Consider the following 13,018-nt stretch of genomic DNA (forward strand, 5'->3'; position numbering starts at 1 on the left):
CAGGCCATTCGCAAACTTTAAATCCCGCCGGAACGGAACGACTTCGACGACAGTCTGGAGAACATGGCGGCGCGGGTCAACCTTGGCAGGCCAATATCCGGGCTACTGTGGAAAAGAAAAAGGCGTGGAGGTGATCCACGCCTTTCGTTGCTAGTGCGCCGCCGCTTCTTCGGCCGCCGGCTTTCGCCTTCGTCCGAAAGAGCGCAGGGCCACATAGAAGACGGGTGTGAGGAACAACCCGAAGAATGTGACGCCCAGCATGCCCGAAAACACCGCCGTTCCCAGCGACTGGCGCATTTCGGCGCCGGGGCCCGTGGCGATCATCAGCGGCACGACGCCGAAGATGAATGCGAAGGCCGTCATCAGGATCGGACGCAGGCGCAGGCGGCTTGCCTCGATGGCCGCCTCGATCGGATCGGACCCCTGTTCCTCGTGTTGGCGGGCGAACTCCACGATCAGAATCGCGTTCTTCGCCGCCAGCCCGATCAGCACCACGAGGCCGATCTGCGTCAGGATGTTGTTGTCCATGCCGCGCAGCCAGACGCCGATCAGGGCCGCGAGCACCGCCAGCGGAACGATCAGGATGATGGCCAGAGGCAGCACCCAGCTTTCATACTGGGCGGACAGGGCAAGGAACACGAACACCACCGACAGCGCGAAGATGAACACTGCCGTATTGCCCGTATTGCGCTCCTGGAAGGCAAGTTCCGTCCAGTTGAACGTCGTGCCCTGCGGCAAAGTCTTGGCCGCAAGCGCCTCCATCGAGTCGAGCGCCGCACCCGTCGAGACGCCCGGCGCAGCGCTGCCCTGCAAGGGCACCGATACGTACATATTGTAGCGCTGGACCAGCGACGGGCCGGTCGTGTCCCTGATTTCCACCAGCGTGCCAAGGGGAACGAGCGCACCGCTGGCCGATCTGACCTTGAGTGCGAGAATATCGTCCCGCTCGACGCGGAACTGCTGGTCCGCCTGTGCCCGGACTTGATAAACTCGTCCGAAGGCATTGAAATCGTTCACATAAGACGTGCCAAGGTTGGTGGCAAGGCTTTCGAAGATGTTCGGTATGGGAACGTTCAGCGCCCGCGCCTTGTCGCGGTCTATCTCAAGGAAATATTGCGGGCTGGAGGCAGAGAAGGTCGTGAACACGCCGGTCAGGCCCGGTGTCTGGTTGGCTTCGCCCATCATCTGGTAGGCCAGCGCCAGCACGCGGCGCATGTCGGAACTGTCGCGATCGAGCAGCTGCATCTTGAAGCCGCCCGACGTGCCGATGCCGTTGATGGGCGGCGGCGGCACGGCAATGATGAATGCCTCCTGTATGCTCTGCAGCGTGCCGTAGAGCTGGCCGATGATCGAATTCGCATCCTGGCCGTGTTCAAGCCGTTTCTCGAAATCGTCGAAGGTCGCGAACACCACGCCCGAATTGGAAGCATTGGTGAAGGTTGCGCCGCTGAAGCCCGAGAAGGCGACGGCGTTCTTCACGCCCGGTGTCTTGCGCACCAGTTCGGTCGCCTTCTGGATCGCGGCATCCGTTCGTGACAGCGACGCGCCGTCGGGCAATTGCACGACGACGATGGCATAGCCTTGATCCATGAGCGGTATGAAGCCGCGCGGGATGGAGGTCGCCATGAACCAGGTGGCGCCGAGCAGGGCGACGAACACCAGCAGCGACGCGACGATGCCGGTCGCCGAACTGACCAGATGGCGGATCACCCAGGAATAGCCAGACGCCATCTTGTCGAAGCCCCGGTTGAAGCCGTTGGCCAGCGACCGGCCGACCCTCGCCAGCGGATTGTTCGACTCCTTGTGCCCATGCGGCCGCAACACGATTGCCGCCAGGGCAGGCGACAGCGTCAGCGAATTGAGCGCCGAAATGGCCGTCGCAACCGCGATCGTGATGGCAAACTGGAGATAGAACTGGCCAGTAATGCCCGGTATGAAGGCGGTTGGCACGAAGACGGCGATGAGGACGAGCGAAATCGCGATGACCGCGGTGCCGACTTCGTCCATCGTCACATGCGAGGCTTCCTTCGGCGTCATCCCCCGCGCCAGGTTTCGCTCGACGTTCTCCACGACCACGATGGCGTCGTCGACCACGATGCCGATGGCGAGCACCAGGCCGAACAGCGTCAGCATGTTGAGCGAGAAGCCGAAGGCGAGCAGGATGGCGAGCGTGCCGATCAGCGATACCGGGATCGCCACGATGGGGATGATGGCCGTTCGCCAGGATTGCAGGAATACGAGAACGACGAGCGCCACCAATATGACGGCCTCGATAATGGTCTTGTAGACCTCGTTGATGGATTCCGCGATGAACTCCGTCGGATTGTAGACGATGTCATAGGTCAGGCCATCGGGGAAATCCTTGGAGAGCTCCTCCATGGTGCTGCGGATGGAGGCCGCGGCGGCGAGGGCATTGGTGCCCGGCCGGCTGAATATGCCGAGCGCAACAGCCGGACTGCCGTTGAGATAGCTGTTGGTGACATAGTCCTTGGCGCCGAGCTCGATCCTGGCGACATCCTGCAATTGCACGAGACGGCCGGACTGGCTCGCCTTGACGATGACATAGCGGAACTGCCTTGCATCGCTGAAGCGGCCCTCGGTCGTCACGGTATATTGGAACGCATTGTTGCCGGAGGTCGGTGGTCCGCCGATCGAGCCGCCGGAAACCTGCACGTTCTGGTCACGCAGGGACTGGACGACATCGTCCGAGGTCATGCCATAGGCGGCAAGCTTTTCCGGGTCGAGCCAGATGCGCAGCGAATATTCGCGTTCGCCGAAGATGATCAGGTCGCCGACGCCATCGAGGCGCAGGAGCACGTCCCGCACCCGGCTGCGCGCGTAGTTGGAGGCGTAGAGCTGGTCATATCTCCCGTTGGGCGAGAGAATGTGAACCACCATCATCAGGTCCGGAGAGCTTTTGGTCGTCGTGATGCCGAGGCGGCGCACTTCCTCGGGCAGCCGCGGTTCGGCTATCGAAACGCGGTTCTGCACCAGGACCTGGGCCTTGTCGAGATCGGTGCCGAGCCGGAAGGTGACGGTCAGCGCCATGGAGCCATCGGCGGTCGAATAGGACGACATGTAGAGCATTCCCTCCACGCCGTTGACTTCCTGTTCGATGGGCGTCGCCACCGTATTGGCGATCGTCTCGGCATCGGCACCGGGATAGGAGGTGCGGATGACGATCGTCGGGGGTGCGATTTCCGGATACTGCGCCACGGGCAGCTGGGTATAGGCGATGCCGCCGACGATCAGCAAAACGATTGAAAGGACCGTCGCAAAGATGGGACGGTCCACGAAGAAATGTGCAAATCTCATTGCGCGGTCTCCGGAACAGGGGCATCGGCGGCCGCCGCGGACGAACTGTCCGCGGTGACGGCCTCCGGCGGCAATTCCGTCATTTCAGGCTTTACCTTGACGCCGGGCCGGATGCGCATGAGGCCGTTGACGACGATGGTCTCGTCGCCCGTCATCCCGGAGCGGATGACGCGATAGCCATAGAGCTTCGGCCCGATGCGGACGGGCTTCGGCGTGACGGTGCCATCCTCGGTGACGGTGAATACGATCCGCTCGTTCTGGTCCGATCCGATGGCCTCGTCGGGAACGAGAATGCCCCGGTAGCTGTTGGATGCCGCCACGTCGACACGGCCGAAGAGGCCGGGCTGCAGGACGAAATCCGGATTGGCGAACCGCGCCCGGACCCGGACCGTGCCGGTCTCGCTGTCGATCCGGTTTTCGGCAAAGTCGACAGTCCCCTTGAAGGGCTTTTCATTGGCGTCGGCCACCCGCACTGTGACCTCGATGCCGCCGCCGCCTTCCTGCAGGTTGCTGCCGCGCTCGCGGGCGGTCTTGGCGTAGGAGAGCAGGTTTCTCTCGTCCACGTCGAAATAGAAATCGATCGGATCGAGCGAGACGATGGTGGTGAGGATGGTCTGGTCCGGCTGGACGAGATTGCCGACGGATATCAGCCGCCGGTCGATCCGGCCGCTGAGCGGCGCAGTGATCCTCGTATATTCGAGGTCGAGCCTGGCGCGGGCGAGGGCCGCTTCGGCGCCGCGGACATTTGCCTGCGCCGAAATGAAGTCCCGGCGCCGGTCGTCGAGCTGCGATGCCGACAATGTGCCGCTGCTGGCGAGCGACTCCGTGCGCTTGAACTGCGCCTCGGCATAGATGAGGGTGGTCTTGGCGACTTCCAGCGAGGCCTCGGCCTGCGACAGCGCAGTGATGTAGGGCCGCTGGTCGATCGTGAACAACGGATCGCCCTGCTTTACCAGGGCGCCGTCCTTGAACTCGATCTTGTCGAGATATCCGGCGACGCGCGACCGGATGGAAACCTGGTCGACGGCCTCGAAACGGCCGATGAACTCGTCGCTATCGACGACGTCGCGTACGACAGGCTTTGCGACCGTGACCGGAGGGGGCGGGGGAGGAGATGCCGCTTCCTGGGCAAAGGCCGAAGTGCAGGAAAACAGAAGGGCGGCGATGCCGGCCTTCAGGGTAGAATTCAAACTGGACGACAAAGGACAGGTCTCCATACAGTGAAACGTCCCGACGATTGGGCGACATCATTCTGATACAGATAAAAATGCTAGAACGAACTTCGCGAACGATCAGGTCGAGTAGTACAAATTCGGATTAAGCTAAGGTGCATGCGGGGAGATAGGACATAGCAGGGCAGCGCCATGAAAGGTTGCACGAGTTAGATTGACACTAGTCTCAAATCCCCATGCGGGCAGATTTGCACAGTTCCCGACGATTGTCACCTCGCAATCTGGAGTGGTATTGTGCGCTCCTGTCAATTTTGCGCGCCAGCCTGGCTCCACCATTGATTTTTGCGACCGAGCCGAGTAAAGGGAGCGACCAGTCGGTGACGGTGCGATTTCCAACCCAGTTTTGTGCTGCGGCATGTATTACGGCGAGGGCACAAATCGGAAGTCGAGTTGGAACAGGATTATATAATCAATGTGAAGACGAGCGAGGCTCGTCCATCCGCTTCCCGGAACCACGAAGGCAACAGTTTTCTTCCCGCAATTTGGCAAGAGTGCCGGTAACGGCGGGGCAAATGTTAGAAGTGAAGGTTTGGATATGCAGGTTACTGAAACGCTCAATGAAGGACTGAAGCGCGAGATCAAGGTCGTCGTTCCGGCCAAGGATCTGGAAGCAAAGCTTTCCGAACGCCTCCAGGGTGCCAGCGCCAAGGCGCGCATCAACGGATTTCGTCCCGGGAAGGTGCCTGTAAGCCATCTGCGCAAGGTATATGGCAAGTCGTTCATGGCGGAAGTCGTCAACGAGATCCTCAGCGATTCCTCGCGCACCATTCTCTCCGACCGCAACGAGAAGTCGGCGACCCAGCCTGAAGTCGTCATGACGGAAGACGAGAAGGAAGCCGAGAAAGTATTGAACGGCGAGGCCGATTTCGAATTCTCGCTCAACTACGAAGTGCTGCCGGAAATCGAGCTCAAGGACGCGTCGAAGATCAGCGTTACCCGCGAAGTCGTCGAAGTCACCGATGAGGAAGTCGAGGAGCAGGCCAAGCGCATCGCGAGTTCCGCCCAGACGTTCGAGCCCAAGAAGGGCAAGGCCGAAAGCGGCGATCGCGTCACCATGGATTATCTCGGCAAGGTCGACGGCGTTCCCTTCGACGGCGGCGCCGACACGGATGCGACGCTGGTGCTTGGTTCCGGCCAGTTCATTCCGGGCTTCGAAGACCAGCTGATCGGCGTCAAGGCCGGTGACGAGAAGGAAATCAAGGTCACGTTCCCCGAGCAGTACCAGGCCGCGCACCTCGCCGGCAAGGATGCCACCTTCGACATCAAGGTCAAGGAAGTGGGCAAGCCGGGCGAAATCGTGATCAATGACGAGACTGCCCAGTCGCTTGGCCTCGAGAATGCCGAGCGCCTGCGCCAGCTGATCCGCGAGCAGATCGAGAACCAGTACAAGTCGTTCTCCCGCCAGAAGGTGAAGCGCCAGATCCTCGACGCTCTCGACGGCGAGTACAAGTTCGAGTCACCGCAGCGCCTCATCGATGCGGAGTTCAACAACATCTGGTCGCAGATCACGCAGGATCTGCAGACCGCCGGCAAGACCTTCGAAGACGAAGAGACGACCGAGGAAGAGGCACGCGAGGAATATCGCAAACTCGCTGAACGTCGCGTTCGTCTCGGCCTCGTCCTTTCCGAGATCGGCAACAAGGCCGGCGTCGAAGTGACGGAAGAAGAGCTGCAGCGCGCCGTCTACGATCAGGTTCGCCAGTATCCGGGCCAGGAGAAGCAGATTTACGACTTCTTCCGCAACACGCCGGACGCGATCAACGGCCTGCGCGCCCCGATCTTCGAAGAGAAGGTCGTCGACCACCTGCTCGAAAGCATCAAGGTGACGGACAAGACCGTGACCAAGGAAGAGCTGATGGCGGATGACGAGACCGACACCAAGGCGGAAGCCAAGAAGCCGGCCAAGAAGGCCGCGCCGAAGAAGGCTGCAAAGAAGAAGACCGACGACGAGGCTTGATCTCGTCTCGACCATGTCTCGAACGGGCCGCCTTGTGCGGCCCGTTTTCATTTCAGGCTGTGTGCAAGCTCGACCGCGGCCCTGATCAGTTCGGCATTGCCCGCAGCCGGTTCGCCGTCCGGCAGGCAATTGTCGTCCTCGAGCCCGATGCGCGTATCATGCCCCATGATGATGGCCTGCCTGAACATCGGCCATGCGCTGGCCTGGTCGCCATGCAGCAATATCGGCAGCGACATGCCGCCGGCTTCGAGCACGGCCAGAATTCCCGTCGCCACCTGCAGTCCTTCCGTCACATCCTGCTCGTTCATCTCGATGAGCACGCGCAGGCAGGATCGCGCCTGCCGCAGGGCGACGAACCGCCTTGCATCTGCCACCGACCATAGTCCCGCCTCGACGGCGATGCCTTTCGACAGCACGAGAGCGATCATGTCGGCCGCGTCGGGCTCGATGAGGTTGATCGAGACATAATCCGGCAGCACGCTCCAGGCGGAGATGGAGCGCTGGCGCGCGAGGCCGCCCGGCGGGATGCGCCAATGGGTGGAAAGGCCGATCGGCACGCCCGGAACCGCCTGGCGGATTACGCCGATCGTCTCCGCCACCACATTCGGATCGAGCGTTTCGCGGCGCTGGCTGTCCCTCGGATGGATGTGCAACTCGTCCGCGCCGGCGGCAATGCAATCTCGCGCATCGGCGGCGAGCTCGGCCGCGGTGCAGGGCACCCTGGCGTGGAAATCCGGGTTGCGATCGCCGTTCAGGCAGGCTTGTAGCATGGTGCTCCTCCTCAAGAAGCCCGAAGTCTACACCCGATGGCCCCGACGTCGCCGCTATTCCTGACATCAGGGGCAGGAACGGGCGGCGATGTCAGAAGAGCTTCAGCCCCTTCATGCTGGCATGGCCCTTCTTGCCGATGATGATGTGGTCATGGACCGCGATTCCCATCTGCGCGCCGATGCCGGCAATCGTCTTCGTCATCTCGATATCGGCCTTGGACGGGGTCGGGTCACCGGATGGATGATTATGCACTAAAACCAGCGCGCTCGCCGATAGTTGCAGCGCTCGCGCAATCACCTCGCGCGGGTAGACCGGGGTATGATCCACCGTTCCCGTCTGCTGGATTTCATCGGCGATGAGGGCGTTCTTCTTGTCGAGGAACAATATCCGGAATTGCTCGCGCAGTTCGAATGCCATCGCGGCGACGCAGTAATCCATGACCTTGTTCCAAGAACTCAGCACCGTCTTTTCATGTATCTCGCTGCGGATGATGCGCTGGGCGAGGGCGGCGGCGAATTTCAGGTCGAACGCCGTGGCGGGACCGCAGCCCTTTACCTCGCGCAGGAGATTTTCCGGCGCTCCGAGCACCTCGCCAAGGGAGCCGAACCGCGCCAGCAGCGCTTTCGCCAGCGGCTTGGTATCGCCCTGGCGGATGGAGCGATAGAGCAGCATCTCCAGCATTTCGTAGTCGGCAAGACCCGCATGGCCCGAGCGCTGAAAACGCTCCTTCATGCGCTCGCGGTGCCCGAGATAGTGCGGCGTCGGCTCGGCGGCATAGGGAATATGCGGCTGCGCGTTGTGAACATCGCTACCGGCTTCAACGGCTGGTTGTTTGGAAGGGGGTGGGGCGGCTGTTTCGTTGAGGAAGAAAGGTTTTTTCTTGTCTTCTTCGCTCATAGCCACCCAGTTCTATTCGAGTTTCAGTCCCGGGGCGAACAGGCCCGCGGGCGACAATGTGAATACTTCGCAGCCATCCGCCGTGACGCCTACCGTGTGTTCGTACTGCGCGGTGAGCGAACGGTCGCGCGTGACGGCCGTCCAGCCATCGGCCAGCACCTTCACATGCGGCTTGCCGAGATTGATCATGGGCTCGATGGTGAAGATCATGCCTTGCCGCAATTCGATGCCTTCGTGCGGCGTGCCGTAATGGAGGATATTCGGCGCATCATGGAAGATCTGGCCGACGCCATGGCCGCAGAAATCCCTGACCACGGAGCAGCGTTCCGATTCCGCATAGGATTGTATGGCCGCGCCGATCGCGCCGGTGCGTGCGCCGGGGCGCACGGCCGCTATGCCGCGCATCAGGCTCTCATGGGTGACTTCCAGCAGGCGTTCGGCGGCGCGCTTGATCGTTCCGACCGGATACATGCGGCTTGAATCGCCATGCCAGCCATCGACGATATAGGTGACGTCGATATTGACGATGTCGCCCTCGCGCAGCGGCTTGTCGTCCGGGATGCCGTGGCAGACCACATGGTTGATCGAGGTGCAGCTGGATTTCGTATAGCCGCGATAATTCAGCGTGGCGGGCAGGGCGCCATGGTCGGCGCCGAACTCGAAGACGAAGCGGTCGATCGTATTGGTGGTAACGCCCGGCGCGACGATGGAGGCAAGCTCGTCGAGGCAGCGCGCCGTAAGCTGACACGCCTTGCGCATGGCCTCGAAGGCCTCCGGACCGTGAAGCCGGATCTGTCCGGTATTCTTCAGCGGCGCATGTTGTGCATCGAGATAGGTGACCATGGCGTCGTCCGATTGCTAGATAATGATAGGGATCGCGGCGATTGCAGCAATTCCTGCCGGAGTGATGTGGCATTTTACGGCGTAAGCTTCAACCCCGCGCGACATCGCTCTGTCGAACGCCGCCCGGTAGAGCGGGTCGAGGTCGCCGCAAATGCCGAGGCAATCGCAGTCGCCACGCTGAACGACGTAGAACATCACGCCACGATGGCCATTTTCCACCATGTTGCCGAGTTCGTCCAGATGCTTTGCACCGCGCGCCGTCGGCGAATCGGGAAATTCCGCGAGACCCGGGGTGCGCGAGAAGTGGACATTCTTGACTTCGACATAGGCGTCGCCGCGCACGGGATCGCTCAAGAGAAGATCGATGCGGGAACTGGCGCCGTATCTTTGCTCGCGGCGCAGCCCGCCATAGCCCGAAAGTTCCGGGATGAGCCCGGAAAGGATGGCCTCTTCCGCGATCCTGTTCGGCAGGCCGGTATTGACGCCGACCATTTCGCCGCCGACCTCGACGATTTGCAGCGTATGCGGATATTTGCGCTTCGCATCGCCGCTATGCGACAGCCATACCCTGATGCCCGGATCGGTCAATCCGAGCATCGATCCGGTATTGGGGACGGAACTGGTAATGGCGCGGCCATCATCGAGCACGATATCGGCGAGGAAGCGCTTGTATCTTTGCACGAGCCTGCCGGTGACGAGGGGATCCATGAAGTTCATGGCCGGAGGATTAGCCGAATCGCCGCTGCGAATAAAGCGCCGCCGGGGACTTTTGCCGGGTGGCGGTCGGCAAGGGGGATGGATTTGCGAGCCTTCAGCGCGGGCTCCATGCTTTTTCTGCAATCAAATCAATCATCCTCATCCCGGGGCGGGTGGAAGCACGCGCTCTATTCATGCAACGCACGACCCTCCCGGTGGGATGGATTTTCGGCCTCAGAAAATATTTTACCCTGCAAGCCACTGATTTCGCTCATTCCTCCCCCCGGCTGCCAAAATAAATAACACGGACTTATCCCACCACTTTGGAACAGGGTTATTTTGTACAAATCCTTTCCAGTGGGGGAGCAGCTTCCGGTGCTGTTTCGATTGCTGGGAAAGGGTGGCGTTGCCGGATGGTCGGAAGTGACAAACCCGATCGGCCGGCAAACTGCAGATGGAAACGGAGGTAGCGCTCTTGTTTCCGGGTTGTTGCGTCTGACAAGCGCAGCAACAGCAGGCAAAGACGTCGCGGGCGGTCTTCGGACCTCGACCCTGATACCTACTGACGCGCTGAAGACCGCCCGTCTCCCCCCATTTTCAATGACCAGACGCGATTTCGCGGGCGTGGTGAGGATTTTGGCTATTCAGGCACCTGTTCTGGCTGCCACCACAAAATCCCCTGAAGGTTAGCTCCCCCCATGATGAGCCAACCTCCCTCATGCTGAGCCTGTCGAAGCACGCACGATGCTTTTGCAGCTTCCCAGGGTGGCAGTTGGCGTTGGCGGTTGGCAGGACGCTATTTCTGCAGGCTCGCGGAATGCGGTGCATGGGGTGCGTGCAGGAGGTTCGTTCGGGCCAGCGGACCGTCCGACAGCATGACGAGTGTTGCAGCCATGAGACCGGCCGCGAGGAATATGATGGTGGTCCTGGTGTCTTTCGTGAATCTCATGCACCGGTTATCGCCGCCAATACAGCCAGGATTATGATGCAATCTGGCCGCTTCGGGGGCAGGCAAAAGACCTGCCTTTCGAAAAAAGGCAGGTAAATTTGCTCTGGGGTGGGAGAATCGGGCCCGCTTGGAGGTTTAACCGAGCCCTGCTGCCCGATGGGAATCGTGGCAGTGATTTTATGATATGCCACCTCATCATTTCAGCCTCATAACTTTGTCTAACATGGCGTGACAAAGCTTGAAAAAGTGGGGCTGTTCTAAAGGGCGGGACTATCACATCTTATTGATAGGGACATCACCCTGAAGGAGGACGCTCATGAATTACAAGATCCTACTCCCAATCGTGGCACTTGCCGCCTTTACCTTGACCGCATGTGACAACAAGCCATCGGAAGGGACTGCAACGCCGCCGGCGACCACAACCGAACCCTCTACGCCTGCCACGCCGGCCCCTGCGGAACCCGCACCATCACAGCCGGCGCCCGCCAACTAGGCGCTCGCGCAAAAGGTTTCAAAGATGGCCGGCTGGACAGTCGGCCATTTTTCATTGGCCAGGCCGCTTGTGAGCTCGGTCATCTAAATGCTTGAATATCCAGGGAAAGAACCTGGTACGCCCAAGGGGAATCGAACCCCTGTTTCCGCCGTGAAAGGGCGGCGTCCTAGACCGCTAGACGATGGGCGCCCCGCAGGTAAGCGGCTTATAGTGAAACAGTTTTTCCGCCGCAACCCCATAAGTCATTCTTTTTTTGAAAAAGTCGATTTTGTGCAGAATTTTATCGGGCGCGCGATCCGGCATCGCCGATCTCAGCCGCGCCGGCGCGAGCAGCGCCAGTTCCAGTCGCGGCGCGGGCCGATATCGACGTGCACTGATTCGGTATGGCAATAGGTTCCGACGCCGCCACGGCCGGACATGTTGCGGGCGAAATTCGCCAGTTCCCACTTCGAAACGCCGGGCACCTGGATGTCGGCGGCGGCACAGGACATGTGCAGCGATGCCTTCGCGCCGTTCACCTTGCGATTGTAGGGCGGGCTGCGATAGCCGGAGGTGACGATGACGTTCTTGCCGTATTTGCGTTCGATCGCCTTCAGCATGCCGACGAGCTGCGGCTTCAGGCAGGCGACATCGACCGATTCGCGCTGGACCTTGAGCCCGTTGGGTGCGAGGCGCGCCAGACCGGCCGCCGATGCGAGAATCACCGGAGTGCCCGCTGCCTCGACATCGTCATCGTCATAGAGGCTGTCGCGCTGCATGATCTGGATGCCGGCATTCGGGCGGACGCCGGGCAGGGACGCCAGACGCTCGCTCTTGCCCTCGTAGGATTCAGCCGACGGCAATGCAGAATCATCGCCCGATGCGGCTTTCGTGGCGCGCAGCTCCGGCTTCGACTGCGGATCGATGACCGCGACGAGGCGTTTTGAAGCCGGCCGGGAATTGTTGTTGGAGAAGAGCCTCAGCAACGCGCCGTTGGATTTCGGCGGCGTCGCCTTCGCCTGTGCCGGCGCGGCATAGGCCGCTTCCGTCTTCGTGCTGGCGTCGTCGGCGCTCACATCACCCTCGGCGCGGGCCTCGGTACCAGCGCCGGTGCCAGCCTCGGCGCCAGCAGCAGCCGGTGCCCCGGTGGAGGCGCCAGTGGACGCGCCGGTGGAAGCACTTGCCGTCGAGCTGCCGAAGAGCGAGGTGCGGACAGGCTGTTCGGCGCCCTGCGCCGCGCTTGCGGTCTGAACCGGCGTGTCCTTGGCCTTGCTCGATCCGAACAGCGACGTCTTCGTCTCCTGCGGGGCGGGCGCGGCCGCAGCCGGTTCCGCAGCGGCGGTGACCGTCTCGGCCTTGGCGCCATCCTGGGCCTCGGCAGGCTTGGCGGGCTTGGCGGCGGCATTCAGCGCCTGGAGCGCGTTGGTCTCGGTGCTGCCGGCCAATGCCAGGGCGCGCGGCCCGACTTCCTGCGTGCCGCCGGAGGCCATTGCGCCGGTTTGCGCCGCCTTTTCCTGCTCGCCGTCAGGTGCGGATGCGGCCGGTGTCGCGGTGGACGTCGCAGTCGGGGCGAGGCCGGCGGTGAGGTTTGGATTGGAGACAGTCGACGTACAGGATGTGGCGGCGAGGGAAGCGAGCCCGACCATACATGCGATTGTGCTTGCCCGAAGGGCAGAGATTGAGCGCCGCAGTATTTTCAACGATTCCCCCGTCCTGGCATTCTATACCGGCCGATGCCTGGTCAGAACGCTTCTATAAGAGCAGTAAGCTCGCGAAGTCCTGTCGAGGTGCGTAATACACCCATAGAGAGCAAAAAGAACTAGTTGTTTTTGCTCGGCTGCACAAGACACGAACTATAACCAGAATGAGGCAAAAGCGTGATACGA

The 13,018-nt window shown here is 61.3% G+C and carries 9 protein-coding genes and 1 tRNA gene; 1 reads left to right on the forward strand and 9 read right to left on the reverse strand.

Annotation, left to right across the window (positions count from 1 at the left end; genetic code table 11):
• Positions 1 to 150 precede the first annotated feature (150 nt).
• Together OSJ75_RS14315 and OSJ75_RS14320 are read right to left on the reverse strand one after the other, a co-directional pair.
• Complete coding sequence (locus OSJ75_RS14315; RefSeq protein WP_250018615.1) at positions 151 to 3,315, reverse strand: efflux RND transporter permease subunit; 3,165 nt, start codon at positions 3,313 to 3,315, stop codon at positions 151 to 153.
• Entirely contained in the window at positions 3,312 to 4,517 is a 1,206-nt protein-coding gene (locus OSJ75_RS14320) for an efflux RND transporter periplasmic adaptor subunit (RefSeq protein WP_371929498.1), read from the reverse strand. Before OSJ75_RS14320 ends, OSJ75_RS14315 begins: the two co-directional genes overlap by 4 nt.
• A gap of 565 nt (positions 4,518 to 5,082) precedes the next feature.
• Between OSJ75_RS14320 and tig the strand changes: the two genes are divergently transcribed.
• Positions 5,083 to 6,504 carry a trigger factor gene (gene tig / locus OSJ75_RS14325; RefSeq protein WP_250018616.1) on the forward strand — a complete coding sequence of 474 codons (1,422 nt, stop codon included), beginning with the start codon at positions 5,083 to 5,085 and terminating at the stop codon, positions 6,502 to 6,504.
• Positions 6,505 to 6,551: 47 nt separating this feature from the next.
• Here the strand turns inward: tig and OSJ75_RS14330 are convergent, their stop codons facing one another.
• The 7 genes from OSJ75_RS14330 to OSJ75_RS14360 form a co-directional block, all read right to left on the reverse strand.
• Complete coding sequence (locus tag OSJ75_RS14330) at positions 6,552 to 7,274, reverse strand: 3-keto-5-aminohexanoate cleavage protein (RefSeq protein ID WP_267228521.1); 723 nt, start codon at positions 7,272 to 7,274, stop codon at positions 6,552 to 6,554.
• A gap of 91 nt (positions 7,275 to 7,365) precedes the next feature.
• The gene (radC, locus tag OSJ75_RS14335; RefSeq protein ID WP_267228522.1) at positions 7,366 to 8,172 is read right to left on the reverse strand and encodes a RadC family protein; all 807 of its coding nucleotides are present in this window, start codon (positions 8,170 to 8,172) and stop codon (positions 7,366 to 7,368) included.
• 12 nt (positions 8,173 to 8,184) lie between these two features.
• The gene (map, locus tag OSJ75_RS14340) at positions 8,185 to 9,015 is read right to left on the reverse strand and encodes a type I methionyl aminopeptidase (RefSeq protein WP_267228523.1); all 831 of its coding nucleotides are present in this window, start codon (positions 9,013 to 9,015) and stop codon (positions 8,185 to 8,187) included.
• Positions 9,016 to 9,030: 15 nt separating this feature from the next.
• Complete coding sequence (sfsA, locus tag OSJ75_RS14345; protein WP_267228524.1) at positions 9,031 to 9,732, reverse strand: DNA/RNA nuclease SfsA; 702 nt, start codon at positions 9,730 to 9,732, stop codon at positions 9,031 to 9,033.
• Between the two features lie 775 nt (positions 9,733 to 10,507).
• Positions 10,508 to 10,660 carry a hypothetical protein gene (locus OSJ75_RS14350; RefSeq protein ID WP_250018621.1) on the reverse strand — a complete coding sequence of 51 codons (153 nt, stop codon included), beginning with the start codon at positions 10,658 to 10,660 and terminating at the stop codon, positions 10,508 to 10,510.
• Between the two features lie 606 nt (positions 10,661 to 11,266).
• Positions 11,267 to 11,342 (reverse strand) — tRNA-Glu (locus OSJ75_RS14355).
• 122 nt (positions 11,343 to 11,464) lie between these two features.
• A complete protein-coding gene (locus tag OSJ75_RS14360; protein WP_267228525.1) occupies positions 11,465 to 12,778 on the reverse strand; it encodes a YcbK family protein in 1,314 nt (437 codons plus the stop codon).
• Positions 12,779 to 13,018: the final 240 nt, after the last annotated feature.

This window comes from Phyllobacterium sp. 0TCS1.6A, assembly GCF_026420825.1.
GTDB lineage: Bacteria > Pseudomonadota > Alphaproteobacteria > Rhizobiales > Rhizobiaceae > Phyllobacterium.

What these genes read in the sequence shown, in the direction of transcription:
- OSJ75_RS14315 (WP_250018615.1), bottom strand. Translation starts at nt 3,315, where the DNA reads ATGAGATTTGCACATTTCTTCGTGGACCGTCCCATCTTTGCGACGGTC.
- tig (WP_250018616.1), top strand. Translation starts at nt 5,083, where the DNA reads ATGCAGGTTACTGAAACGCTCAATGAAGGACTGAAGCGCGAGATCAAG.
- OSJ75_RS14330 (WP_267228521.1), bottom strand. Translation starts at nt 7,274, where the DNA reads ATGCTACAAGCCTGCCTGAACGGCGATCGCAACCCGGATTTCCACGCC.
- radC (WP_267228522.1), bottom strand. Translation starts at nt 8,172, where the DNA reads ATGAGCGAAGAAGACAAGAAAAAACCTTTCTTCCTCAACGAAACAGCC.
- map (WP_267228523.1), bottom strand. Translation starts at nt 9,015, where the DNA reads ATGGTCACCTATCTCGATGCACAACATGCGCCGCTGAAGAATACCGGA.
- sfsA (WP_267228524.1), bottom strand. Translation starts at nt 9,732, where the DNA reads ATGAACTTCATGGATCCCCTCGTCACCGGCAGGCTCGTGCAAAGATAC.
- OSJ75_RS14350 (WP_250018621.1), bottom strand. Translation starts at nt 10,660, where the DNA reads ATGAGATTCACGAAAGACACCAGGACCACCATCATATTCCTCGCGGCC.
- OSJ75_RS14360 (WP_267228525.1), bottom strand. Translation starts at nt 12,778, where the DNA reads ATGGTCGGGCTCGCTTCCCTCGCCGCCACATCCTGTACGTCGACTGTC.